General features: G+C 28.2%; 25 protein-coding genes, 3 pseudogenes and 1 riboswitch. Of the genes and pseudogenes, 19 read left to right on the top strand and 9 right to left on the bottom strand.

Annotation, left to right across the window (positions count from 1 at the left end):
- Positions 1–210 precede the first annotated feature (210 nt).
- Positions 211–1,299: a GNAT family N-acetyltransferase gene (locus tag K5V21_RS06740; protein ID WP_221860176.1), complete on the top strand. Its 1,089-nt coding sequence runs from the start codon at positions 211–213 to the stop codon at positions 1,297–1,299.
- 29 nt (positions 1,300–1,328) lie between these two features.
- On the opposite strand, the gene K5V21_RS06735 is transcribed toward K5V21_RS06740, so the two are convergent.
- Both K5V21_RS06735 and K5V21_RS06730 read right to left on the bottom strand, forming a co-directional pair.
- On the bottom strand, positions 1,329–1,646 hold the full coding sequence (locus K5V21_RS06735) for a hypothetical protein (protein WP_221860174.1): 318 nt from the start codon (positions 1,644–1,646) through the stop codon (positions 1,329–1,331).
- Positions 1,646–2,029, bottom strand: a complete 384-nt coding sequence (locus tag K5V21_RS06730; RefSeq protein WP_221860171.1) for a YtxH domain-containing protein — start codon at positions 2,027–2,029, stop codon at positions 1,646–1,648. Before K5V21_RS06730 ends, K5V21_RS06735 begins: the two co-directional genes overlap by 1 nt.
- A 227-nt stretch (positions 2,030–2,256) precedes the next feature.
- Between K5V21_RS06730 and K5V21_RS06725 the strand changes: the two genes are divergently transcribed.
- Complete coding sequence (locus K5V21_RS06725; RefSeq protein WP_221860169.1) at positions 2,257–3,087, top strand: hypothetical protein; 831 nt, start codon at positions 2,257–2,259, stop codon at positions 3,085–3,087.
- Between the two features lie 51 nt (positions 3,088–3,138).
- Here K5V21_RS06725 and K5V21_RS06720 read toward each other — a convergent pair whose 3' ends face one another.
- Positions 3,139–4,542 carry an alanine/glycine:cation symporter family protein gene (locus K5V21_RS06720; protein ID WP_221860167.1) on the bottom strand — a complete coding sequence of 468 codons (1,404 nt, stop codon included), beginning with the start codon at positions 4,540–4,542 and terminating at the stop codon, positions 3,139–3,141.
- 214 nt (positions 4,543–4,756) lie between these two features.
- Positions 4,757–7,342, bottom strand: coding sequence for a transglycosylase domain-containing protein (locus K5V21_RS06715; RefSeq protein WP_221860165.1), 2,586 nt, complete (start codon positions 7,340–7,342; stop codon positions 4,757–4,759).
- Between the two features lie 99 nt (positions 7,343–7,441).
- Here K5V21_RS06715 and yunB point away from each other — a divergent pair, with 99 nt between their 5' ends.
- Positions 7,442–8,083 (top strand): sporulation protein YunB, encoded by a 642-nt coding sequence (gene yunB, locus K5V21_RS06710; RefSeq protein ID WP_221860162.1) that lies wholly within the window; start codon positions 7,442–7,444, stop codon positions 8,081–8,083.
- A gap of 20 nt (positions 8,084–8,103) precedes the next feature.
- Here yunB and K5V21_RS06705 read toward each other — a convergent pair whose 3' ends face one another.
- Together K5V21_RS06705 and hpt are read right to left on the bottom strand one after the other, a co-directional pair.
- A complete protein-coding gene (locus K5V21_RS06705) occupies positions 8,104–8,940 on the bottom strand; it encodes an LssY C-terminal domain-containing protein (protein ID WP_221860160.1) in 837 nt (278 codons plus the stop codon).
- A 485-nt stretch (positions 8,941–9,425) separates the two neighbouring features.
- Positions 9,426–9,950 carry a hypoxanthine phosphoribosyltransferase gene (hpt, locus tag K5V21_RS06700; protein ID WP_204594418.1) on the bottom strand — a complete coding sequence of 175 codons (525 nt, stop codon included), beginning with the start codon at positions 9,948–9,950 and terminating at the stop codon, positions 9,426–9,428.
- A gap of 180 nt (positions 9,951–10,130) precedes the next feature.
- Between hpt and hflX the strand changes: the two genes are divergently transcribed.
- The 6 genes from hflX (at position 10,131) to K5V21_RS06670 (ending at position 16,446) form a co-directional block, all read left to right on the top strand.
- On the top strand, positions 10,131–11,930 hold the full coding sequence (hflX, locus tag K5V21_RS06695) for a GTPase HflX (RefSeq protein WP_221860158.1): 1,800 nt from the start codon (positions 10,131–10,133) through the stop codon (positions 11,928–11,930).
- A gap of 146 nt (positions 11,931–12,076) precedes the next feature.
- The gene (locus K5V21_RS06690; RefSeq protein ID WP_245000663.1) at positions 12,077–12,976 is read left to right on the top strand and encodes a nucleotidyltransferase domain-containing protein; all 900 of its coding nucleotides are present in this window, start codon (positions 12,077–12,079) and stop codon (positions 12,974–12,976) included.
- Positions 12,977–12,989: 13 nt separating this feature from the next.
- Positions 12,990–14,405 (top strand): aminotransferase-like domain-containing protein, encoded by a 1,416-nt coding sequence (locus K5V21_RS06685; RefSeq protein ID WP_221860156.1) that lies wholly within the window; start codon positions 12,990–12,992, stop codon positions 14,403–14,405.
- Complete coding sequence (locus K5V21_RS06680; protein ID WP_204594414.1) at positions 14,393–15,040, top strand: YigZ family protein; 648 nt, start codon at positions 14,393–14,395, stop codon at positions 15,038–15,040. Before K5V21_RS06685 ends, K5V21_RS06680 begins: the two co-directional genes overlap by 13 nt.
- A gap of 116 nt (positions 15,041–15,156) precedes the next feature.
- The gene (locus tag K5V21_RS06675; RefSeq protein WP_204594413.1) at positions 15,157–15,894 is read left to right on the top strand and encodes a YebC/PmpR family DNA-binding transcriptional regulator; all 738 of its coding nucleotides are present in this window, start codon (positions 15,157–15,159) and stop codon (positions 15,892–15,894) included.
- Between the two features lie 255 nt (positions 15,895–16,149).
- The gene (locus K5V21_RS06670) at positions 16,150–16,446 is read left to right on the top strand and encodes a phage integrase SAM-like domain-containing protein (protein WP_245000662.1); all 297 of its coding nucleotides are present in this window, start codon (positions 16,150–16,152) and stop codon (positions 16,444–16,446) included.
- 1,011 nt (positions 16,447–17,457) lie between these two features.
- On the opposite strand, the gene K5V21_RS06665 is transcribed toward K5V21_RS06670, so the two are convergent.
- Complete coding sequence (locus tag K5V21_RS06665) at positions 17,458–18,117, bottom strand: hypothetical protein (RefSeq protein ID WP_221860154.1); 660 nt, start codon at positions 18,115–18,117, stop codon at positions 17,458–17,460.
- 244 nt (positions 18,118–18,361) lie between these two features.
- Here K5V21_RS06665 and K5V21_RS06660 point away from each other — a divergent pair.
- The 10 genes and pseudogenes from K5V21_RS06660 to K5V21_RS06615 form a co-directional block, all read left to right on the top strand.
- Positions 18,362–18,862 (top strand): annotated as a pseudogene (locus K5V21_RS06660) (recombinase family protein); the annotation flags it as partial.
- Between the two features lie 84 nt (positions 18,863–18,946).
- Complete coding sequence (locus K5V21_RS06655; RefSeq protein ID WP_221860150.1) at positions 18,947–19,567, top strand: DUF488 domain-containing protein; 621 nt, start codon at positions 18,947–18,949, stop codon at positions 19,565–19,567.
- Positions 19,551–20,012 carry a DUF488 domain-containing protein gene (locus tag K5V21_RS06650; RefSeq protein WP_307494993.1) on the top strand — a complete coding sequence of 154 codons (462 nt, stop codon included), beginning with the start codon at positions 19,551–19,553 and terminating at the stop codon, positions 20,010–20,012. The genes K5V21_RS06655 and K5V21_RS06650 overlap by 17 nt, the downstream gene beginning before the upstream one ends.
- 17 nt (positions 20,013–20,029) lie before the next feature.
- Positions 20,030–20,710: a dual OB domain-containing protein gene (locus tag K5V21_RS06645; protein ID WP_221860148.1), complete on the top strand. Its 681-nt coding sequence runs from the start codon at positions 20,030–20,032 to the stop codon at positions 20,708–20,710.
- Positions 20,711–20,807: 97 nt separating this feature from the next.
- Positions 20,808–20,909: pseudogene (locus K5V21_RS06640) on the top strand (GGGtGRT protein); the annotation flags it as partial.
- A 281-nt stretch (positions 20,910–21,190) separates the two neighbouring features.
- Positions 21,191–21,406 (top strand): annotated as a pseudogene (locus K5V21_RS06635) (YebC/PmpR family DNA-binding transcriptional regulator); the annotation flags it as partial.
- A gap of 303 nt (positions 21,407–21,709) precedes the next feature.
- Positions 21,710–21,877: a small, acid-soluble spore protein, alpha/beta type gene (locus K5V21_RS06630; protein ID WP_221860146.1), complete on the top strand. Its 168-nt coding sequence runs from the start codon at positions 21,710–21,712 to the stop codon at positions 21,875–21,877.
- A 36-nt stretch (positions 21,878–21,913) separates the two neighbouring features.
- A complete protein-coding gene (locus K5V21_RS06625) occupies positions 21,914–22,084 on the top strand; it encodes a hypothetical protein (protein ID WP_221860144.1) in 171 nt (56 codons plus the stop codon).
- 378 nt (positions 22,085–22,462) lie between these two features.
- Positions 22,463–22,562, top strand: a riboswitch (purine riboswitch).
- Between the two features lie 81 nt (positions 22,563–22,643).
- Positions 22,644–23,639 carry an adenosine deaminase gene (gene add / locus K5V21_RS06620; RefSeq protein WP_221860142.1) on the top strand — a complete coding sequence of 332 codons (996 nt, stop codon included), beginning with the start codon at positions 22,644–22,646 and terminating at the stop codon, positions 23,637–23,639.
- A 117-nt stretch (positions 23,640–23,756) separates the two neighbouring features.
- Positions 23,757–24,431, top strand: a complete 675-nt coding sequence (locus K5V21_RS06615; RefSeq protein ID WP_221860141.1) for a DUF6241 domain-containing protein — start codon at positions 23,757–23,759, stop codon at positions 24,429–24,431.
- Positions 24,432–24,492: 61 nt separating this feature from the next.
- On the opposite strand, the gene K5V21_RS06610 is transcribed toward K5V21_RS06615, so the two are convergent.
- A complete protein-coding gene (locus K5V21_RS06610; RefSeq protein WP_221860138.1) occupies positions 24,493–25,242 on the bottom strand; it encodes an amino acid ABC transporter ATP-binding protein in 750 nt (249 codons plus the stop codon).
- A 12-nt stretch (positions 25,243–25,254) separates the two neighbouring features.
- Positions 25,255–26,760, bottom strand: coding sequence for an ABC transporter permease subunit (locus K5V21_RS06605; RefSeq protein WP_221860211.1), 1,506 nt, complete (start codon positions 26,758–26,760; stop codon positions 25,255–25,257).
- Between the last annotated feature and the right edge of the window lie 32 nt (positions 26,761–26,792).

Genomic DNA, 26,792 nt, shown 5'->3' with positions numbered 1-26,792 from the left:
GTTTAGTAATACTAAGATTTTTAAAAAATAGTGAATAATTTCAAAAAGTTGGCAAAAGTATTTTTCTAAAATTTATTAAAATATGAAAAATAATGTATAAACAATAAAAATTTATTAATATATAAAAAAGTGGCGAAAATTTGTTATAATAAAGTAAAGTTAAAATAGTTACAATTTAGAAGGGTGAATTTTTTAATAAAGGTGATTAGAATGAATCTAAGAGAAGGATTATATAGAAGGAATGGTAAAAAAGTATATATAAAGCAACCAGAGTATAATGAACTAAAATTTGTTCAAGAACTTTGGGGCGATAAAGATACCATGAAGGATATTGGTGGAGTATTCAATTTTTCAGAAAATAAATGGGAAATGTTTTATAAAAAAATGGTTGCTCCAACAGACGGAAAGAATTTTTATTGCCTTATTTATACTAATTCAGACAAGCCTATAGGGGAAGTTAGTTTCCATGGTTATGATTCTGCAACTAAAATTGCACGATTTAATGTTAAAGTCCATTCAGATTATAGGAATAAAGGGTATGGTGAAGAAGCTGTTAGATTGCTCCTTGAATATTACTTTGTAGAATTTGGCGGAGATATGCTAATGGATAATGTAATAACGGTGCAAGGTGAAAGGGTAGCTCAAAAGATAGGATTTGAAGAGGTAAGAAAATTTAGTGGTAAGACAACAATAAGGATAACAAAAGAAGAATTTTTAAATTTTGATAAAGGAACAAATACTAATATAGGAATATTAATGATAAATAATATGAATATGCTTGATTATACTATGGCAAAAGAGTTATTTGATAAAGCTAATAATATTATAGGTAAGAGAATGTTTAATGTTTATGGGATTAATATTGATAATGAAATTAATATTAGTAAAAACATAAAATTACAGGTTAATAAAAATGAAAATATAAAAAAGCTCAATGTGTTAATAATTCCAGGGGGAAAGAATATAGTTTCAAAAGAAAGTAGGGAAAAGGTCATTGATAACATATTAAGTTATTATAGTGAATGTGACTTTATTTGTGCTCTTAATGAAGGTATTTACTACTTAGCAAGTTATAAAGAATTAAGTGGGGTTCTAGTTCCTTATGGAGAGTGGATAGATGGGCTTGATATGGAAAAAAGTGATTTTAGGTTAGTAAAAAGAAATTATACTGATAATGGGAAGTTGATGTTAAGTACAAATATAATGGGAAATTTAGAATTATATCTTAATCTTATCAAAAAAATTGGTGGGAATGATTTAGAAGAAAAATTAGCATATGAAATAGGGTTAAAAAAGTAAGTGGAAAAAGGAAAATTCCACTTGCTTTTTTATTTCTTTAAAAATACGCTTGCAGCTATACTTATAATATCTTTTATGGTATTAAGTTGATCTGTTAGATTTTCTTTTACAACTATAGCGTCTGCTGTAGCTTCTGTTGCAACATCACTGATATCTTTAACATTATCAGAAATATCTTTAACGTTAGTTAAAGTAGTGTCAAGATTTTTCTTGTTTTGATCTAAAAGAGTATCAACTCTGTTTAAAACACTTGAAAGTTTTAGTAAGCAAAGTATTAAAATGATTAATGCTACTGCACCTAATATTCCAATAAAAAGCCAAAATAAATCAACTACGTTAATATACATTATTTATTTTCCTCTACAGATTCTACTTTTTCATCTACTACTTCTTCAACTTCCTTTTCATTAGGTAAGGTAGATTCTACTTCAGTAGCTTGATTTTTACTGTTTAAATAATCTTTAATCTTTGATTTAGCATCTAAGATATTATTTTTGCAATTAGCTGTAGCTTTAGTAGCGTGAGCTCTTACTTTATCATTAACATCTTTAGCTGTACCCTTTATATCTTTAATTGTTTCTTTACCTGATTTTGGAGCAAGTAAAACTCCACTTACAGCACCTGCAATTGCACCAACTGTTACACCGGCAACTAATGTCTTAGCAGTCTTTTTTTGTGCTTGTCTAATTTTTGCTTTCCTCTTTTGTTCTATTAATGTTGATAAACTCATACAATAACCTCCTCTAATAGTAAAAATATGATAAATTTCTTAAACTTATTATACTATAACATTAATAGGAAAGTCACCACAAAGAAGGGGAATTATAACAATGTTCATATATGATGTAAGTAGTTTAAAAAGTACATAAATTGTTTTTTATAGTATTCCATAAATAAAAGGATTAGTGTAAAATGATTATATAATTAGGCATGTATTTACTTAAATGGAGGGACATTATGGGAAGAAAAAAAGGGAGATATATTAGCATAGCAATATTAGTTGTGCTTATAGTAATGATACCAATTTTACTGTATACTTACTTTGGACAGGGAAGAAAACAAATAGTTGAAGCAGATAAGTTTATTAAAAAATTGCAAAATGAAAACATTATTGAAAAAAATGATAGTAATATAAAATTTAAATTAGAAGAAAAAACAGGTGCAGAAAAAAATAAAGAAATATATTCTTTAATAAGTGATAATTATAGAGTAGATTTAGATAAGAATTTTAATGTAATTAGTTTTGTAGACAATATTAAATTAAGTAAAATAATAAATATTAATCTTAAAGAAGCACAAGACAATGCAAAGGTTTACTTATCGAAAATATGTACTGGTGATTATAGGATAAAGGAAACTAATACTAACAATAATGATATAAAAGAAGATTCGCCATTTTATTCAGTTATTTTTTCTAAATACGAAGATGGATATCCATATTATTCAGAAGAAGTTATAATGAACATAAATAAGAGTAATGGTAAACTTCAAGGATACGTAAATAAAACTAAAGATGATAATCATAAGAAAATTGACATTAATGTATCAAAGGATGAGGCAGAGAAGAAAGCATTAAAAGCATTTAATGATACCAATAAGGATGGCAAGATATCTTCATCTACATATCTAGCTTTTGCTAGTGGAAGAGAAGAGGGTAAGAAACTAGAGCTTTGTTACGTAATAAGTGTATCAAATAATAAAGAAAGCAATATTTATTTTATAGGATCAAGTTCAGGTAACATAATAAATACATTTAGTAATATAGTAGAGAAAACCAAAGTAAAATAGCTTAACAAAAAAACAGTAGGTGTTTAAATACCTACTGTTTTTATTATTTTATTAATTCCACTCAGATACATTTTTAAGTCCAGGTATTGAAGAAGCTTTAAATAAAGGTTCTTTTATACCAGATCTTTTTTGTTCTGTATAATCACGTAATGCAGCAAAGGCTTGCTTACTAAGCAATGTTATAGCGATTAAATTTACAATTGCCATAAGTCCCATGAATACATCGGCTAAATTCCAAACTATTTGAATTTCTGCGATTGATCCAAAGAATACCATAGCTATTACGAAAATTCTATATATAAATAGATAAGATTTCTTTTTAGTTAAAAATTCTATGTTAGATTCTCCGTAATAGTAATTACCGACTATAGAACTAAAGGCAAATAGAAGTATACATATAGCTATAAATGAATTTCCCCATGCACCTACTTCAGCACTTAAAGCTTTTTGAGTAAGTTGTATTCCTGTAATTGCTTTGTTAGTGTAATCAACACCTGATAGAAGAATTATAAATGCAGTACAACTACAAATAATTATTGTATCTGTAAACACACCTAATGTTTGAATGAGACCTTGCTTAACAGGGTGAGTTACATCAGCTGTAGCAGCGGCGTTTGGAGCACTACCCATACCAGCTTCATTTGAGAAAAGACCTCTCTTAACACCCATAAGCAGAGCACCACCTAGTGTACCACCAGCTATTTCTTTAAATCCAAAAGCATTTTCAAATATTAATTTTATTACTGAAGGTACTTCAGTAATATTTAATATTAATATAAATATTGAAACTGCAATATAAGTTAAAGCCATTATCGGAACTAAAACTTCTGAAACCTTTGCTACTCTATGAACTCCTCCAAATATTACGAAAAGAGTAATTAAAGTTAAAATAATACCAACTACTATTCTATCTACTCCAAAGGCATCTTTAAATGCTAAAGTAATAGTATTTGATTGAACTGAGTTAAAGATTAATCCAAAAGCTATAGTTATAAGTATTGAGAATATTACTCCCATCCATCTTTTGTTTAGTCCCTTTTCCATGTAGTAAGCAGGACCACCTCTAAAGGAGCCATCCTCATTTTTTTGCTTATATATTTGAGCTAAAGTTGATTCAACAAAGCTTGAAGCAGCACCTATAAGTGCAATTAACCACATCCAGAATATTGCGCCAGGACCACCAATTGATATTGCAATTGCAATACCTGCTAAGTTTCCAGTACCAACCCTTGAAGCTGTACTAATGCAGAATGCTTGGAAAGAAGAAATACTCCCTTTCTTTTTCTCTGATGAGAATCCGTCTCCTAGCAATCTAAACATTTCTTTTATGTACCTAAATTGTACGAATTTAGTCCTAAAAGTAAAATACGCACCTAAAATTAATAACAGTGCTATTAAAATGTACGTCCATAAAATATCATTAAACTGTAAAATAAAATTATTTAATAATTCCATTTTTTCCCCTCCCTAAACTATATAATATAATATATTTTATAATAAAAAGAATAAAAATGCAAGAATGTGTAATAAAAAATTCATAGATATACAATTTGTTGAATAAAATAGTTAAAAAAATATAAAATGTATATTTTACTGCAAGAGAGTATTATATAAAATTCATATTTGAAAATAAAAATAACCACCACAATTTGTGATGGTTATTATAAAATTAATTTTGCTTATTTCTTTGTGGATTCCCTCCTGAATTACTTCCACCAGAAGTAGTTCCCTGTGATGGAGGAGCTTGTGGGGTAACTGTTGGTTTATTATCAGTATCAGTATTGTTTTCATTATTATTGTTAGTATCTGATGGAGACGTATTTTCAATATTAGGTTTATCTTCATCATGTTTATTATCTTTATCTTTGTCTTTATCTTTATCCTTATCTTCGCTTTGTGGCATTGATGTCATACTATCATATGAAGTTGGAAGAACATACTTATAATCAGCAGTCACACTATTTGGATGATCTTTCTTAATAAAGATTCTATTTGTTATCAATCCTAGTGGAGTATTGTCAGTTGCAAGTAATCCAGTAAGACTATTAACTCTAGCACTTACATGAGTTTCACAGTAACTTGTTGGTTGAGTACCATCAATGAACATTTCTGTATAAACTCTGTTTCCTCTAGGATCATTTCTACATAAATCAGTTGCAAGTAATCCTGAATCTTTACAAACAGCAACTTCAACTATTCCAGAAGGCTTTTCAATATCTTTAGTGCTTAAACCTTCATTAGCTTTCTTCATGATTAATCCCCAAAGATTAGAAGCTGTTCTACCAGAGCCACCACCTTTAATTGATGCTTGATTATCATAACCTACCCAAACAGCACCACTGAAATGAGGAGTTAATCCTGCAAACCAATAATCTCTAACATCAGAAGAGGTACCAGTCTTACCAGCAGCTGGCATAGCACCTAAGTTAGCTCTTTGAGCATTATAAGTTAAAGGCCCTTTCATCATATCATATACAATATAAGCTGCTTGAGGAGATAGTATTTTTTCTTCGTGCTTTGTACTATCTAAAAGCACCTTTCCATTTTCATCTACAACTTTAGTATATAATCTAGGTTTAACATAAACACCATTGTTACCAAATGTACCTATAGCTGATGACATAATATAGGTATTACCTCCATCTGGATTGCTTGGTGAATTATCAAATTGTCCTAATGCATATGCAGAATAGCTGTAATCTTTATTATGATATTTAAGTCCAAATTTTTCTCCATATGCTAATGAAGTGGCATTACCAACCATAAATTGTTGTGTTAAAGTAGCGCCAACGTTACTAGATACTCTTAGAGATTCTCTAAGTGGAATTAATCCTTGATAAGTATTAGGTGAATTATTTGGACTTGATGACAACATTGATTTTGGAATAGGTGAATCATCAACTACAGTTGCAGCTGTTGCTTTCTTTGTATCTATTGCTGGTCCGTATACTGTAAGAGGCTTTGTTGATGAACCTACTGATCTAAGAGCATCGTAAGCTCTATTTAAAGATCTAGCTCCCTGATCACCTCTACCACCAACCATTGTAATAACCTCACCAGTTCTGTAATCTGTAATTGTAGCTGATGCCTGTAATAGGGGAACACCATCTTTACCAAGCTTATCAGAACCATTTATTCCATAGTTGTTATAATTATTTAATACTTTTTGAGCATAGTCTTGTAGGTTTCTATCCATAGTTGTATAAACTTTAAGTCCACCAGTTTGAATAAGATTTTCTACTTGTTCATCACTATACTTATATTTTTCTTTTAAATCTTTCTTTACTTGATCTACAGCAGGGTATATGAAATCTTCATATGGAAGTCTGTAATCAGTTTTAGATTTTTTGAAGTTAAGTTTTCCAGCATCTAAATCTTTAACTGCTTTATTATATTCATCTTGAGTAATATAATTATGCTCTAGCATCTTAGATAAAACAGTTTTAGTTCTATTTATATAAATGCTAGGATCTTTTTCATTTCTAGGGGTAAAAGCACTATAAGATGTAGGTGCTTGAGTTACACCTGCAAGATAAGCACATTGTATAAGACTTAGGTCTTTAACATCCTTATCAAAATACATTTGCGCACCAGCTTGAGCACCATAAGCAATCCCCCCTACAGGGAAATGGTTTAAATAAGCAGTTAATATTTCATCTTTCGTAAGCATTTTTTCAAGCTCTAATGAAAGATACATTTCACTTACTTTTCTTTCGATTGTTTGTTTATTAGTTAAAATAGTATTTTTAACTAATTGTTGAGTTAATGTAGAGGCACCTTGAAGACCACCTTTTCCCGTTACTACATAAATAGCATCATTAGCTACAGCTCCAAGGATTCTCTTAATATCAATACCATTATGTTCATAAAATCTTTCATCTTCTATAGATACTATAGCATCTTTAAGATTTTGTGGTATCTCATCAGAAGTTGCTTTTTGATAATCTTCTTTACCGTGAAGAGACGCTATAAATTCATCCTTATTATCATAGGCTTGAAGAGTTTGATCAACGTTGACAACTTTATTAATATCTATAGGTGGAGTATTTTTAACCACCGCAACTACATAACCTACACCAATTACCGCTATTGCTAAAAATGCAAATAAAATACTAAGTCCAATCCATTTAAAGATTTTTTTATTTTTAGATTTCTTAGAAATATTTTTATTTGATTTCGACTTCGAATCATTTATCTTTGAAGCTTGGCTCTTTTTAATGTTCTTATCTTTGTTTGTATCTTTTTTATCCGCCATATCTTCCTCCCAATCATTTAAAATTAATGAATAATATTCTTACCCATTATAGCATAATTATAATATGAGTAAATCAATAACTCAATAAAAAGGTGTTATATGAAATATTATACAAGAGCGCGTAAAAGAAGATATAAATCATTTATAGCTATTATTATCACCATTTTTATACTTTTTAATCTATTATTAGTTGTTTTTGATAAAAAAGTAATGCCGTCTGTTTTGGCAATATCTGAAACTATGATGAGAGCAGAAGCTGTTAAGACAATTAATCAAGTTAGTATAGAGGTTTTCGACGAAAAAGTTGCAGGTAAAGAGATAATAATGATAGGTAGGGATAAAGAGAATAAAATAAATTTAATTCAAGCTAATACAGTATTACTTAATAAGATAACTGGAGAGATATCTATAAAATGTAATGAAAAACTAGAAGAATTTGGAGAGAAGGGGATAGAGGTACCGCTTGGCTGGATGACTGATAAGAGCGTTTATTATAACTTAGGGCCTAAAATTACAATAGAAATGGAGCCTCTTGGAAATATAGAAACTTCATATGAATCTGTATTTGAAAGTGCTGGGATTAATCAAACTAGGCATAAGATATACTTAAATGTAAAAGCTAGGATAAAAATAATAATACCTATGTATAATACTGAAATGGAAGTTAATACTCAGATACCACTTTCAGAAACAATAATAGTTGGAGATATACCAGATACAGCTATAGATTTAAATAAATAAAAAGTATCAAGTAGCTAAAACTACTTGATACTTTTTATTTTAATATTAGTTATATCTTTAATTTTTACAAAAGGTAAAGAACCATCAGTATAAATGCGATCACCACCACCATTTCTATCATGATAGCTACTTGTAAAATGTTGAACTATTGTTACATTTTCTATGGTAGCTTTTTGTTTTAAAGATTGGATTACAAAATCTCTTTCAGCATCTACATTTGAATCAATTTTATGTGTTACTTGACCAGTGAATAAAGATAATCCTATATTTTTATCATATGTTGCTGAAGCTAACCAGTCTGCTTGGAAGCCTCCTGGTAAGTACCATTCCTCTGGAGTTTCCCATAAACGTATATGATGTCTTTTTCTAGGGTTACCATAGACTTCTTTTTCGAAAGTTATATCCTGTTTCCTAGTAAATAGGAATAGAGAACTAACTGGCGCACAAGGATAAGATTTAGAAAATACACTCGCTAATCCTATTTTAATTGATGATTTAAGGTTAAGGTTATCGGCTATATGCCAACCATTAAGTTTAAATGCTTCTATTATATTTTCTTTATCTCCTAAAAAAGCAATATTTATAGGATCTCCAAACAAACCATCATTGGTTTTTGTTCTACCTATGAAATAATCAGGTAAATAAAGTTTGGTTATAAATCTAATTGTTATCGGTAAAATTATATACGATATATATAACCATAAAAGAATATATAGTACCGTATGAAATTTTTTAGTGAAAATATTAGAAAACAGTGCCTCATATAATAAAATTGCTAAAAAAATAGTAATAATGAATCTGAAGAATCTTAATATTAAATTTAATTTATTTTCTTGATAATTTCCTGTGTTTTTCATAGTAGTTATACCTCCTTTGCAAATTGGTTTATTAAATTATAGCACTTTAATTAATATTTTTATTTTGATACAAATTTTTGTTAAATATATTATATTAGTTTATTTACACTATACATATAAAATAAATATAAATGATGAGTATTATATAATTTTTTACTTAGGAATTTAAAGTATTAGTATAAAATTATACTTAGAAGCTATAGTTAATTGTCAGATTTTTATTTTATAGCCTTTATACCTTCAAAGAGTCATTTAAAGAATAGGTATTTAAAATGCTAATATAGAAAAAATATTTATATATGATTTTAAGTTAAGTAAAAAGACTAAGGTTATATTAACCTTAGTCTTTTAATAACTGAATTTGGACAAGAATATATAATTCATAAAAAAATATATATAGTTAAACCATAATTTATAATAATTAAAAAATAATAAACCTAGATAATTTTTAATTATCTAGGTTTATTATTGATTAAATTAAATTTCTAGCATTCCCAATTGAAAACATAAGGAACATTTCTATAGTGGTCGCCATAGTTTAATCCATAACCTACCACGAATAAATCTTCAATTTCAAAGCAACAATAATCAGGAGTAATTTCAACTTTTCTTCTTGAAGGTTTGTCTAATAGTACACAAGTTTTTATTGATTTAGCACCTAGATTTTTTACGTGATTAACAACAAAGTTCATAGTAATACCACTATCTACTATATCGTCAACTATTAAAACATCATATCCTTCTATATTATCTGGAATATCATTTACAACTTTAACATTTCCAGAAGTTGATTCATTATTTCCATAACTTGATGTAGTCATAAAGCCAATTTTAGCTTTAGTATCTATGTATCTAACTAGGTCAGCTGCATATATAAAACTTCCTCTTAGTAATGATAATACATAAAGATTTTTATCTTTATAATCTTCTGTTATTACCTTTCCAAGTTCAGCGATTCTTGTTTGAATTTGCTCTTCTGAGAATAAAATATTACGTTTTTTATCGTCCATTAATAAAACCTCCAAGTAAAAATATGTTTCGTATTCTTTGAATAATTCTTTAATAAATAAAATACTGTATTATAAAAGAAAAATCAAGTAAAAATTTTAATTGACATAGTTTACAATTAAGTTCTATTAGTATAGAATTATAGTCAAATTGAATAATAGACATTTGAAAAGGGTGATTAAATGATACAAGGAAACACAGAAGGAATCAGAAATTCAGTTCTTGCAGAATTAGATACCTTATACAGCATAAAAACGCAAAAACAAGAAGTTTGTAATATAGAGATAATTGAGATAATAGCTAGACTTTCTTCTCAAATAGAAAGAGAGATAAGTGTAGCCATAGACAGAAAAGGAAAGGTTACATCAGTTGCTATAGGAGATTCAACATCAGTTGAATTACCAGTTTTAGATATTCATGAAAAGAGACTTTCAGGAGTAAGAGTAATACACACTCATCCAAATGGTCTTAGTAATCTTTCAGCACTTGATTTAACTGCACTTATAAAGCTTAAGTTAGATTCAATTATTGCAATAGGCATATATAATGGTAAAGTGATAGACTTTTCATTAGCTAATTTGACTGTATACAATAATAATTTAGTGTATGAAGAAACAAATAACTTATCATTTGAACAATTAATGTCAATAGATATAATAGATAAAATTAGATATACTGAAAGTCTTATAAAAGAAAATGATGTAATAGAAGATGAGGGTGAGAAAGCTATATTAGTAGGTTCTGATACAAGAGAGAGCTTGGAAGAACTTGCAGAACTTACAAAAGCTTGTGATATACCAGTTTTAACTAAAGTATATCAAGGAAGAAGTAAAATTGATCCAGCTTTTTATATAGGTAGGGGTAAAGTTTTAGAAATAGCACACCTAAGACAAACAGAAAGAGCAAATGTAGTTATATTCGATGATGAACTTTCAGGATCACAAGTTAGAAATCTTGAAAATGCAATAGGAGCTAAAGTTATAGATAGAACTACATTAATATTAGAGATATTTGCAAGGAGAGCAAAGAGTAAGGAAGCTAAAATACAAGTAGAACTTGCTCAATTAAAGTATAGATTAAGTAGACTTCAAGGACTTGGAACAATACTTTCAAGAACAGGAGGAGGTATTGGTACTAGGGGTCCTGGAGAAAAGAAATTAGAAACAGATAGAAGACATATAAGAGAGACTATTTATGACTTAAATCAAGATCTTAAAAAGATTAAGAAAATTAGGGAAGTGCAAAGAGAAAAAAGAAACAAAGAAAGCATTCCTAAAGTATCTTTAGTTGGATATACAAATGCAGGTAAATCAACTTTAAGAAATACTCTATGTAGCATTGCAGCATCAAAAGATAATAGAAATAAAGAAGAAGTATTTGAAGCAGATATGCTATTTGCTACATTAGACATTACAACAAGAGCTGTAATACTTAAAAATAAAGGCCTTATAACATTAACAGATACAGTAGGATTTGTTAGAAAGCTTCCTCATGATCTGGTAGAGGCGTTTAAATCAACATTAGAGGAAGTTATATATTCAGATCTTTTATGTCATGTGGTTGATGTATCAAGTGATGATGCATTAGATCAAATAAAGGCTGTTGAAGAAGTTTTATCAGAACTTGGATCAATTGATAAAGAAACAATTCTTGTTTTAAATAAAATTGATAAAGCTACAGAAGAACAAATATCTAATATAGAAGAAAAAATGTCTTATTATGATGATATAGTTAAAGTTTCTGCAAAGGAAGAAATAAATTTAGATGAGTTATTAAATCAGATAGAAATTAAGCTTCCTTATAATTTAAAGAAGGCAGAATACGTAATACCTTATGATAAAGGAGATGTTGTTTCATTCCTTCATAGAAATGGGAGAATATTAAAAGAAGAGTATGTAAATGAAGGGACAGCGCTTACTGTTGAGGTAGATGATGAAACTTATAATAAGACAAAAGAATATATAGTAAATGTAATAGATTAAAAAAAATAAATAGATTTTTTACTTAAAGATTCCTAATACAGATTTTTGTATTAGGAATCTTTATTAATTTTAAATAGTATTTTAACAATTGAAACAGTTTTGTTATAATAGATTAAAAGAGGAGTAGTGTTATAGGGGGCATATTGATGATGAAAAGCATAATAATTGAGTATCAAAAAGCGTTTAATGATATAATGGAAGATTTTAAAAGAAATAAAAATGTTAGTGCGGTTTTTACTTTTGGAAGTATGGTTTCAGGAGATATTTGGGAAGAATCAGATATAGATTTTTTTGTTGTGTACAAAAATGAATTCCATGAAGTTCGTGATATATATTCAGAAGTCAATGGGGTTCCAATACATGCTAAATTACTTAGCAAGGAAAAATTTATGGACTCTTATGAAAACGAAGGAAATAAGGGAACTTCAAAGAGTATACTAAAATTCTCAAAAATAGTTTTTTCAAGAGATAAAGAGATAAACTCAATTTACAATAGAGCTATATATGGTGGAGATGAATATACTCATGAAGAAAATTTAGAATATTTAAGTAAGGTCATTAAAGAAATAAGTATATGCAAAAAATATATACAAATCGATAGAATGTATACGGCATACGAAGTGATGATAAGAAGTTTAGATAGTTTTTCAAAATTATATCTAAGTTTAAATGGATATACAATAAGCAAAGACTCTATTAGAATGGCAGTTAATTTAAATGATTCATTTAAAAGCATAATAGATAAGAGACTCTTTAATGGTATAAACAAAGAGGATATAATAGAGATTGTAAGCTATATAGAAAGGTATATTGAAGATAATATACTAGCATCTTCAAAAGTAATACTAGATATTTTAGGAGATAGTAGCGAATATTTAAGTGCTTCTGAAATAATTAAAAATTTTAAAATAGTAGGAAGTAAAGTAAAAGTAGAGCAGATACTTAAAAAACTTTTATCAAAAGGTATAATTAAAAAAATGAGCAAAAAGGTTATAGATAAAGATAATAATATTATAATTAATGAAAATGTATATGGAATAGAATAAGGAATGATATGTTTTGAAGAGTATAAAGGAAATTATATTTGAAGAGGAAACACCAAAGTATATTCAAATTGCTAATAAGTTTAAAAAGTTAATAGAAGATGGAAGTATACTAGATGGAGAGAAGCTGCCAACTATTAGAGAGTTAAGTACTGACCTTAATGTAAATAAAATAACGGCTATTAATTGTTATAAAAAACTTAAAAATGAAGGCTTTGCGTATCAGAAAGTAGGGAGTGGAACCTTTGCAAAGAAAAAGGAGATGATTTCTCCTTTTAGAAAAGACTATTCAAAAACTTTTAAACTTCTTAAAAATGATGATGTATCTAAATATGTGGACTTTACAGGAGAAACAACAAAAGAAATACTTTTTCCTATTAAAGACTTTAAAGAGATAATAAATACTGTTTTAGATAGAGATGGTGAAGAGGTATTACTTTCTCAAAATACATTAGGATATGATCCTTTAAGAGAAACTATAAATAATGTATTTTGGGATGGCACAGTCAATACAGAAGATATATTAATAGTTTCAGGAGCTCAACAGGGAATTGATATAGCTTCTAAAGCATTACTTAACATAAATGATAATGTCATAGTAGAGAAGCCGACTTATGGTGGTGCTTTATCAGTTTTTAAGTGGAGAAGAGCAAATATATTTGAAGTTCCAATAGAAGAGGATGGAATTAATATTGAAAAATTTGAAAAAGTGTTAAAGAAAAATAAGATTACACTTTTTTATGCTATGAGTTATTTTCAAAATCCTACAGGAGTATCATATAGTTTAGAAAAAAAGAAGCGTATATTAGAACTTGCAAAAGAGCATGACTTTTACATAATAGAGGATGATTATTTATCAGAACTTATTTATGAAGAAGATTTTAACTATATACCTTTTAAATATTTAGATAAAGAAAATAGAGTGATATATATTAAAAGTTTTTCAAAGATATTTATACCTGGTATAAGACTAGGATATATTATTGTGCCTGAAAAATTTAGAGAAAATTTTTTAAGAACTAAATTTAATACGGATATAACTACATCAACTCTTATGCAAAGAGCTTTAGAATATTATATTGCAAATAAAAACTGGAAAGAAAATGTACACAATCTTTCAGTTGAATATAAGAAACGTTATAATTTAATGGGAAAAATTATAAAGGAAGAACTTTCAGATTATGTATATTATAACAAACCAAATGGAGGATTAAATTACTATTTAGAGATTAAAGATAGTAGAATATCTTCAAGAGAGTTATTCTATAGGTTAAAAAAGAACCATGTTTACATTACACCTGGAGTATTATTTTTTAGAACTAATGAAGAGGGCGATAGGTCTTTTAGAATAGGATTTTCACAAACAGATTGTGATAATATAATCAAAGGACTTAGGATAATTAAGGAGGAGTTTAAGTCATGGCATATATAACTATAAGGGACCGTGGAGAAGATCGCTTTGAGGAAAAAAAGTCAGAGTTTATTGGATATGCAAAAAGAGTTGAAAGTGAAGAAGAAGCTAAAGAGTTTGTAAATGAAATAAAAAGTATGCATAAGCAAGCTAGACATAATTGTTGGGCTTATGTTATTGGACAAAACTATGGAATTCAAAGATATTCTGATGATGGAGAACCTCAAGGAACAGCAGGTATACCAATATTAGAGGTTATGAAAAAGCAAGGGGTAACAGATTGTGCGATAGTAGTAACTAGATATTTTGGTGGAATACTTTTAGGTGCTGGTGGACTTACTAGGGCATATACAAAGGGAGCTAGCATAGCACTTAAAGCTGGTGGAGTTGTTGAAAAAGTCGAAGGTGTTAAAGTGTCAATAGAAATAGAATACGATCTTATTGGAAAGATACAGTATCTTTGTGGGCAAAATAATTGGCATATAGAAGATTCAGAGTATACAGATAAAGTAACAGTTCATATATATGCGGAAAAAACAGTTGTACCTGCAATTGAAAAAGAAGTAACGGAAGCTACAAATGGTAAAGCTATTATATCTAAAGATGAAGATGATATATACTTTAAAGAAGATAATAGGCTTTTTAAAGGAATTTAACTCCTTAAATTGTAAAAAATATATAAACAATAGATATGTTGAATAAAGTGAAATTTTTATGATATAATTTTATGGTATAATTTTTATAGTTTTAACAAATGTAAGGAGGAATAGACATGTCAGGACACTCAAAATGGCATAACATCCAAGCTAAAAAAGGTAAAATGGATGCAAAAAGAGGAAAGATTTTCACAAAAATCGGAAAAGAAATAATTGTTGCAGTAAAGAATGGTGGTTCAAGTCCTGAGTCTAATGCTAAACTTAGAGACGTAATAGCAAAAGCAAAGGCAGCTAATATGCCTAATGATACTATACAAAGATCAATCAAAAAAGCAGCTGGAGAATTATCATCAGTAAACTATGAACAAAATGTTTACGAAGGATATGGTCCATCAGGAGTTGCAGTAATAGTTGAAGTATTAACAGATAATAAAAATAGATCAGCAGGTAATGTAAGAAGTGCTTTCACTAAAGGTGGTGGAAACATGGGAACAGCAGGTTGTGTTGGATTCATGTTCCAAGAAAAAGGAGAAATCGTTATAGAAAAAGGCGATTTAGATGAAGAAGAAGTAATGATGATGGCATTAGATGCTGGAGCAGAAGATTTCCAAGCTGAAGATGAAGTATTTGTTGTTTACACTGAACCAGATAGCTTTGGTGAAGTTAGAGAAGCATTAGAATCACAAGGATTAGAATTCTTAGATGCTGGAGTTAAAAAGATTCCAGATACAACTTCAGAGTTAAATGAAGATGATGCTAAGAAGTTCCAAAAGATGTTAGATTTACTTGAAGATGATGATGATGTTCAAGAAGTTTATCACAATGCAGAATTCCCAGAAGGATGGGATGAATAATCACTTGAAGCTAGAGTTTTCAATGCTTTAGAGAGTTGATTAAAATTTGTAAAGACTAATATTGATTACGATATACATACAATTTTTATGATTTAGATTGATGTATGTTGAATGTGGAGACACTTTCTATCTTTAATTAGATAGGAGGTGTTTTTTTATGCGAAATTTTAAAGGAAACTCGACTCGTATGCACTCGCTGAGTAAGTGATTCACACCAAATATAAAATTTGGGTTCTCTACTTAGGAGGTGTTTTTTTGTGCTTAAAAGATGTTTTGGAAGAGTTTATTTTAGAACTTGAGATGCAGAATTATAGTCCTAGAACAATAAAAGCTTATAGGAATAATAATCTGCTGATGTTTACCTTTATAGAAAATGAGTTTGGAGTTACAGAACTAGAAGGTATACAGACAGTTTATATTAAAGATTACATCAAGTTCTTGCAGAAGAATAAGAGAAAGGTATCTTATATCAATGGCATTATAAAGAGTTTTAGAGCTTTCTTTAAGTATGCAGTTAATGAAGAGTACATAGAAAATAATCCAGTACTTTAGTAATAAGAAACAAGCTTATAATGGATTTCTTATTTGATACTGGAATTAGGTGTTTAGAGCTTTGTTCTATTAAGAAAAGAAATATTATTATCTATTGGATTGAGTTTAAGGAGTGAAGGTAGTCTTAAAAGAATCACTGAACAATTAATTGATATTGGATTTCTTAAAATAAGAAAATTTAAAGATGAAAGAGGTATTAATAGAATTGAATATAAAGCACAATAAAAATTGAAAGGAGAAGCTTGGCTTCTCCTTTATTTATCTATTATTAATTCTATAATATTTCTATAATTTATCTATAATTTGTGTATATATTTTAATACATCGAACGTAAGAAAAACATTGTTAGAGAGTGAATATTTTATGGATGGAGAGGTACATTTTTGTACCTCAATTAATTACTGTATACATATGTATATCTTTATGATTACATATGATTTTATTTTTTGATTCATCATAGGTTTTATGGACTGTCTTTAAGCGCTCTACAAATATAAAATTATTAGATTCTAGCTGATTGATAGCATTAGAAATTAATCTTCTACTATTTGGACTTTTACCAATAGATTCGCTTAACCATTGATGAGTAATTTGTTTGAACCATTTCTGCATAGATAACACAATATAATGTAAATACGTATGCAATTCTCATTGCAGTTGCAAATTAATTTAAGTAATAGATCACTATCAATAAGAACATAATTATTATTATCTTTAGGTATTAACATATGTACTAATTCATCTTTTATCATTTTAGATTTGAAAATACCTTTTGAATATGTTCTCAAATTAAATAAATGTGAACGAAATGAAGAGCGTGTAATGTTTAAGACAGATAGCAAATCTTCAATGTTATCTGATATTTTATTGTCATATAGGTATCTAGTATTATCATTAAACATGGATCCTCCCCAATTGCTGTATAACATTAGTAGTGCATAAGTTCTTAGTGAAATCTTTTTATTAGTTAATATTTTATTAGAGGAAGTCAGTGGAACTGCCCAAGTTTTATTATTCATGATTATCTTCCTCTGTTTTTATTAACTCTTTTTTCATAAATATTTCAATTGGTAGTATTTTATATTTTAAACTACACTTATGATTAAAAATTCCCTTGTTATGAAAACTATCAAGTATGTCTGTACTAATGTATTGAGAATAAGAGAATAAAGAATTTTTATGATCCCATTTGCTACAATAATTTTTTGTGCCATGGGAATTAAATTCTGGATTAATCATGTTAATTAAATGTAATTCATAGTTTTTATAATTAGGAAGTATAAATGTTACAGCATATTTAATTCTTTTTCTGTATTCCCAACCTATATCATTGGCTGTGATTTTTGTTATCTTAGAAAGTTTGGTTCTTATTCTATCATTTTGCTTTAATCTATCATTAGTTATATCGCTACTACTTCCTATGTATACAATTTTATAGTCCTTGTCTAAACTAAAGTATAGTAATCCTAATTTCTTTATTGAATCCTTATAAACAGATACATTTTTACAGTCTGTAATACATTGATTTATTTTATGATTAATCTCGTCTTCTGATAAGGACTTCCATGATTCCAAACTTTCTTTAATTTCAGATTCTGTTAAGGAGCGTTCTATTATAACTCCATCTAATTTTTCTTCTACAGTGTTTTTAAGTATTGATATTTTTTTCATTAATATTTCTCCTTCTTTGTTCTATTTTCAAGTGACTATATGCAATAAACATTCAAATTGTAAAAGTTAATTAAAGAAATTATTAGATGTTGCTCTTGTATCTAGTCAAACTACTATATGTAAAGAAAGTATGAAATGTAAAAATAAAATTAATATTTTATTTTTGTACAAAGGTATTAATAGAAAATGTATTTAGTGTATCGAAAAAATATAGTTTGGTGATACAGCAAGAAAAAGGTAGAAGGATAAAGAATATGTAGATAAAATGACAGGAAAAACAAAAGAAAGACCAATGCTTAATAAAATGATTGTTGAGTTAAGAGAAGGAGATATAGCTTATTGCGAAAGCATTTCAAGGCTTGGAAGAAATTTTAAGGACTTAATAGAGATAATTGATCAGTTAGTTCATAAAGGGGTAAGGGTTATAATATTAAAAGAAGGCATAGATACAAATTCAAATACATACAAACTACTTCGTGCTATATTTGGAGGAGTTGCAGAGATGGAACGTGATACAATTCAAGAAAGGGTAGTTCAAGGAGTTGAAAAGTGTAAAGCAACAGGAGAAACTAAGACTGGTAAGTGGTTTGGGAGAGAAGAAAAAACAAAAGAAGACTTGCCTAAAGATTTTAAAAAATATTATGACAGAATGATTAATGAAGAAATTACTAAAGTTGAGATGGCAAAATTGCTTGGGTGTGGGAGAGCTACTGTTTACAGATGGATAAAAATATTTGAAAAATAATGTAAAAACATAATATAAGTGGTAAAATAATAATGTAAATGTAAGAAGTTTAATTAATAGACTTAAGGACATAGGAGATTACTAATGGATATATATTCAATTGGACATACAAATCATACAATAAATAAATTTGTTTTAATGCTTAGAAAGCAAAATATTAATTGCATTGTAGACGTTAGGTCTACCCCATTTTCTAAATATACACCACAATTTAACAAAGACACATTACAAAAGTCTTTAAACATAAGAGGAATTCATTATTTGCATATGGGAAAAGAATTTGGAGCACGAAGAGATAATACTCTTTTGTATAGTAAAGAAGGATATCTAGACTTTCAGAAAGTAAGGCAAGATGTTGATTTTTTATCTGGTGTAGAAAGATTGAAGGATGGATGTGAGAAAGGTTTTAGAATAGCATTAATGTGCACCGAGAAAGATCCGTTAGACTGTCATAGAGCAATAATGGTTAGTAAAGGGTTAAAAGATAATGGGCTTAATGTGAGACATATTTTGCCTGATAATACAATTCAAACTCAAGAAAAAATTGAAGAAAGACTTTTAGAAAAATATTTTCCTGATAGATTTCAAATTTCATTTTCCACTTATTTAGGAGAAAGAAAGACTGAAGCAGAAATGATAGATGAAGCATACAAAAAGAGAAATGCTGAAATTGGATATAGAATAGGGGGTGAAGATAACGATTAAAATTTATACGATAGGTTTTACTAAAAAAACTGCAGAGCAATTTTTTAAATTATTAAAAATTAATGATGTTAAATGTGTATTTGATGTTAGATTAAATAATTCAAATCAATTAGCAGGTTTTACAAAAGGAAAAGATCTAGAGTACTTTTTAAAGGTTATACTATCTATAAAATATATGCATGACATCAGGTTTAGTCCTACAAAAGAGTTATTAAATGGGTACAAAAAGGGAGATATAACTTGGGCTAAATATGAAGAGCGATTTAATGAATTGTTGCTAAATAGAAAGTTGGATAGTTATATTGAGACTAAATTAAAAAATAAGTTGGATGGAATGTGCTTTTTATGCAGTGAAAGCACAGCTGAAAACTGTCACAGGAGATTAGTAGCAGAATATGTTAAGAAATTACTTAAGGATGAAGAAATTGAGATAATTCATATTTAAAATTGGAGATGGGGATATTGAAAAAAAAAGTAATTATATTAACAAGATCAGATAAAAATGGCGGTTACTGTGTTGCTGGCATTGATGTGAAAAAAGAAAGATTCATAAGATTAGTTTCTGATGACGAAGGTACAGATTATGCTTTAACTGATAATGATATAATGTATGAAGATGGTACACAAATGCAGCCGATGGAGATTATAGAAGTTGAATTGCTTGGGAAACAAGGATCTGAGAACCAACCTGAAAATTACATTATAGATGATTCTAAATATTTCGAAAAAGTTGGAAAGGCAAAAAAGTCAGAGATTAGAGAATATTTAATGAAACCTGATTTTATATTTTATAATTCAGAAGCATCTGTACTCGAAGAAGATATGGAGGAAATTTTAGATAAATATTCACTTGTATTGTTCAGAGTTGATGAATTTAAATTATGGTTAGATAAATTTAAAGATGGAAGAATTACAGCGAATTTTAATTATAATGATGAGGAATATAGATTTATTAAAATTACAGACCATACATTAACTGATAGATATTATGATAAAGTAGAGGAATGTAGTCCAAGACCATATGTAATTAAAAAAGCAATATTAGTTATGAGTCTTGCAGGTGTTGCAGTAAAAGGAAAATACTACAAATTAGTAGCCAATATAATTGAAGATAATAAAGGCTTGCTGACAAGGATAGGGTAATTTAATAATTGTTTTGATTATTTGTTATCATACTTAATATGATGGGAACTTTGAATTGAAAAGTTCTAAGGTAAATAGAGAAAATGACTGATACTATGGAAGAATGCACTCAGATGCACAATTCGCTGGATCATCATCAGTTCCTGCTCACGTTGAAATGATGGGTCTTATGGTCTTGGGTGAGAACTTAATGGTATGAAGGCATAGTTGCTGTAGGAGAAATAATAAACAAATAGTATTTTCAATACTCTAAAAGGATTTGTACAAGTTTTTAATTTGTATGAATCCTTTTTATTGTATTAATCATAAAAATAAAACTAATTAAAATAATATTACTTATTGAAAAGCTTCTAAAAATTATATATAATTTCTGTTAGACATACATATGGAATAGCTTGTTTTAATTAACAATATTCATTATGATATATATCCTAACATTAATAAGATAGAAAATGAAGATTAATATATAGTTTTACATTAACAACTCCAGAAGACTTCTCAACTGTTAGAGAAGCTTTAGAAGAACAAGGAGTAGAATTCTTAGAAGCAGCAGTTAAAATGATTCCAGATACATATACAGAATTAGATGAAGATGCAGCTAAGAAGATGCAAAAAATGTTAGACTTACTTGATGACTATGATGATGTTCAAGAAGTTTATCACAATGCAGAATTCCTAGAAGGATGGGATGAATAAAAGGATAAGTTTACCTTTTAAAATTAAATAATTATCAGTAATTAAATAGAAAAGTAATTAAACACACTTTTAATCTTGATATATAATTTTTGTATATTGAGGTTAGAGGTGTGTTTTTTGATTTAATTTAAAAAATAGTTAGTTATTTGATCTATAAAAAATTATATTACCTAATTTTACGATTAAGTAATATAAAGGGTTTTAAAATATTAAATAACTCTTTAGGAAAGCATTTAAGGAATAGATAACTATGTAACGCTAATAATATAAATGATGATTTATTTAGTTAAAGGAGTTGATAGAATGTCTCATAAAAATAATAAAAATAGTAAAGATAATAAAAAATCAAGACAAAAAAGTAAAAAAGAAGTAGAAAAGATGAAAAGTGAAACAGCAAATGAAATAGGATATTCTAGTGAATCAAGAAAACTTGGCAAAAATAAAGAGAGAAAAGTACCTTTTAAGAAATAATAGAGTAACCATCTATTAATTAGAGGAGGAATAAATATGAGCCATAGAGAATATAGGAGTACAGATCCAAATTTTAAGAATGAAGGACAAAAGACAACACCTAGATTGGATGAATTGCAATATGAGATAGCAAATGAAGTTGGATTTGAGAAAATAGCAAAAGAAGCAGGAAGAGTAACGAAGAGAAAAGAAAATCCTAAAATGTAATAAATAAAAATAAAGAAGATAATTAGCTTATCTTCTTTATTTTTAGATATATTATCTCAAATATATTGAAAAAAATATAATATATGGTAGAATAATAGTAAATATGAATAATGTTCATATTTATACTATGGGTGAGAGGGGAATTTTAAATGAATAAGAAATTAGCACTAGAGGTTAGAAGAGACTCCTTAGCAAACAAAGGAAGTCAAAATGCAGCTTTAATTGCAAAGGTTAACAGAAAGCTTAGAAAATTAGAAGCTTAATCTAAATGTGATTTATTAGCTAATAATAATGATTAAAAAGGCATCAATTATGATGCTTTTTATTTTTAAAAAATAAAAAAATGCTATTGCTTTATTAAAAAAATATGATAGAATATATTTAATTTAAAAAATGATTCGTATAATCCTTAAAATATGGTTAAGGAGTTTCTACCAAGAACCAATAATTCTTGATTACGAAGAAAAGATTCAAAGATTTGAGTGTTTTCTTCGCAATCAAGAATTTTTTTTATACAAAAATACATATATTAAGGAAGATAGCTTAGGAGGAGCATATTATGAAGTTTGAAAATTTACCAAAGGTTGAATTACATTGTCATTTAGATGGATGTTTAAGAGTAGATACAGTTTTAGATATTATAGAAAAAGAAAAAATAGCTGTAGATAGCAAAGAATATGAGGAAATGAAGAAAATATTGGTTGTACCAGATGATTGCCCTTCATTAGATGAGTACCTAAAAAGATTTGATTTGCCAGTCAAGTTAATGCAAAGTAGAGAAAACCTTAAAAGAATTGCTTATGAATTAATTGAAGATGTAAGTAAGGAAAATGTTAAATATATAGAAATTAGATTTGCTCCACTTTTCCATAAAGAAAAAGGAATGAAGGTTCCGGAAATTATAGAAAGTGTAATTGATGGATTAAAAGAAGGGGAAAGAGATTTTGGCGTTAAAAGTAATCTTATTTTAAGCCTTTTAAGACATATGCCTGTGGATTCAGTATATGAAGTTATAGAAGGTGGACGTGAATTTATAGGAAAAGGTGTTGTTGCTTTAGATCTTGCAGGAGGAGAAGTTGAAGGATTTGCTAAAGCATTTGAAGAACCATTTAAACTTGGAAGGAAGTATGGATATAGAGTTACAATACATGCAGGAGAAACAGGATTTTCAAGAAATGTAAAAGATGCAATAGAACTTTTAGGAGCGGAAAGAATAGGACATGCAGTAGCTATTGAAAAAGATAAAGAAGTATATGAGTTAGTTAGAAAAAAGAATGTAACATTAGAAATGTGCCCTAAGAGTAATGTTCAAACTAAAGCAGTGAAAGAGTATGAAATACATCCTATAAAAAAATTCTTGGATGATAATCTGAATGTTAACTTAAGCACTGACAATAGAACAGTATCTAATATAACTTTAACAGAAGAATGTAATAAAATAGATGAGATACATTCACTAAGCAAAGAGGATTTTAAAAAGATATATCTAAATAGTGTAGAAGGTGCTTTTTGTGATAGAGATACGAAAGAGTGGTTATTAAAAGAAATATTATAAATTTTAAAAAGAGGTGATTCTATCATCTCTTTTTATTTTTATAGAAATTATTTATTGAAATATGTCTCCTCATAATGTAAAATTATAATATAAATGGAAATAAAAGGGAGAGAAAATATGAAAAACAATATAGGTGATGAAAAAATTAATGGGAAAGGTGAAGAGGAAGAGATTATTATGGATAATAATGAAGACGAAGTTATAGATAATAAGTATGAAAATAATGATGAGGGCTATGAAGAGTGGGAAGAAGAATGTGAAGAAGATGAGGAGGATTATGAAGAAATAAGTATTAGTAAGGGTAGTAGGAACATAATAATTGCTTTAATAGTAACAATTGTAGTATCATTACCATTAGGATTTTTGCTATATAAATATGAAATCAGAGAGAGTGAAAAAGATAATATACAGAATGTAAGTGTTAAAGGTCAAAAAATTAATAGTTTAGAAAGTAATGAGGGAGAAGTAGATAGTAAAAATATAAATAACATAGAAAAAATATATGATGAAGTTCATAAAATGGCGAATTCATTAATAATTGCAGAAGATAATCAAATTTGGGGTGAAGGGAAGATAACTAGAAAAAGGATAAAGGAATTATTAAAATCAGTAGAAGGTATAGACGATTTTCTTACTGTAGAAATAGAAAAGTGGGACAAGCTAGATTTTAATAATGCTGTTGAAGTTCATAACTATGTATGGAAAAAGCTTGGTGGAACCGTAGGTAAAGCTATAGATTTAAATAATGAAGGTATAAATGAAGCTATAGCGGAAATTGATAATGAAGAATGAGCTTATAAAGATATAAAAATCCTATCTAAGATATCTTAGATAGGATTTTTTATATAATTAATTATACATCTTTATTTAGATTTACAAATCTACTTAGGAATTGTTTTGTTCGATCATTTTTAGGGAATTTAAATATTTCATCAGGAGTCCCTTCTTCAACAACAACACCATCTGACATAAATATTATTCTATCACCAACATCTCTAGCAAAAGACATTTCATGAGTAACTATAATCATTGTTCTATGTTCTTTTGCTAGATCTTTAATAACATTTAAAACTTCAGTTACAAGTTCCGGATCAAGTGCTGAAGTTGGTTCATCAAAAAGAATAACATTTGGATTTATTGCCATAGCACGAGCAATACTAACCCTTTGTTTTTGACCTCCAGATAAAGTTCCAGGATAAACATCCTTTTTATCTTCCATACCAACTTTTTTTATTGCATTTAAGGCGATTTTTATTGCTTCATCTTTATTTAATTTTTTTACAACAAGTAAAGCTTCAGTTACATTTTGAAGAACTGTTTTGTTATTAAATAAATTATAATGCTGAAAGACCATTGCTGATTGTTTTCTTAAATTAGCTATATCTTTTTTTGATACATTTTCTGTGTTTATATCAACATCACCAATTGAAATTTCGCCTTTATCTGGTTTTTCTAAATAATTTAGACATCTTAGAAAGGTTGATTTACCAGAACCAGATGGTCCAAGTATAACAACAACTTCTCCAGTTTTTACTTCTAAATTAATATCTTTTAATACCTCTAACTTTTTAAAGTTTTTCTTTAAACCTTTTACTTTTATCATTCCATTCACCCCTTAATATACTGAAAGTTTTCTTTCTAAGATTCTTTGTAGGTAATTAAAGAATTCGATTATAATCCAGTACATAATAGCTACAACAATATAGCTTTCAAAGAATTTGTAGCTTGCTGCAGCCTCCATTTGAGCTTTGGCAAGAAGTTCTACAACACCTAATGTAAAAGCAAGAGATGAACCTTTGACAGTATCTACAAAGATATTACCAAGAGGTGGTATAGCTATTCTAAATGCTTGAGGAAGAATGATTCTTCTAAGACCTTGACCTTTTGTCATGCCTACTGAAAGACAAGCTTCCATTTGACCTTTATCTATAGCATTTATTGATGATCTAAGTATTTCAGCAATATATGCTGAAGCATTTAATCCAAGGCCTATAAGAGCCGCTGTATATGCACTCATATTTTCAAGTCCAGGTATTACTTGAGGAACACCAAAATATAATAAGAATAATTGAACTAAAAGAGGTGTACCTCTAAAGAATGAGATATAAATTTCAGCTATTTGTTTTAAAACAGGCAATTTATAAATTCTTATTATTGAAAGAACAATACCTACTATAAGTCCTATTATCATACCAAAGATTGAAAGAGATAAAGTAGTCTTAACAGCTGTAAGTAGCATAGGTATTAATTTTAGTGAATACATAAAATCAAAAGATAATGAACTATGGGTATTAGCTACAGCAGAATTTGTATTACCTTCATTATTGTTTGGAACAGTTACATTCATTCCAAGCCATTTTTCAGATATAGACTTTAATGTACCATCATTTTTCATATCATTTAAAGCACTATTTACTTGTTTAACAAGATCTTCATTTTCCTTAGTTTTTCTAAAAGGATATGCATTTTCTATTTTATCAATAGGAGACCCTGCAAGTTGTAGTGTTAAATTCTTTTCTTTTATAGCAGCAAGGGCAGAAACTTTATCAATAACTACAGCATCTATTCTTCCAAGTAATAGTTCATTAAAAGCTGCATCTGTATTTTGATATGTAATAACTTGTATATTTTTACCTTTGCCTTTATCTTTAACTATCTGTTCATAGTTACTACCAAGGTCAACACCAACTTTTTTACCTTCTAAATCATTAAATGACTTTATTGAATCATTACCTTTTTTTACTATGATTTGAGCTCCGCTGTATACAGTTGGTTCAGTAAAGTAGTATTTTTCTTTTCTTTCATTTGATATGGTTATTTGATTAGCTAATGTATCAACTTTACCACTTTCAAGCATTCCAAATAATCCGCTAAAGGAAGCTGTCTTAAATTCTACATTATATCCAAGACGCTTACCTATATCATTCCAAATATCAATTTCAAATCCACTAAGCTTACCATTATCTGAAAAAGTGAATGGATAGTAAGATCCAGATGTACCGATGGTTATAGTTTTTTTATTGGTGTTTGCTACTTGATTATTTTCTTTTGGTGCACACCCAACAAAAGCAAGAATAATCAGTGCAAGAGATGTAATAAGTAATAAAATTTTCTTTTTCATCTTTTTCATTTGTAGTCCTCTTCCCATTATTA

The organism is Clostridium sardiniense (assembly GCF_019753795.1).
Classification (GTDB): Bacteria; Bacillota; Clostridia; order Clostridiales; family Clostridiaceae; genus Clostridium; species Clostridium sardiniense.
Note: the sequence above shows the minus strand (reverse complement) of the source record. Positions and strands in the feature narration are given on the sequence as shown.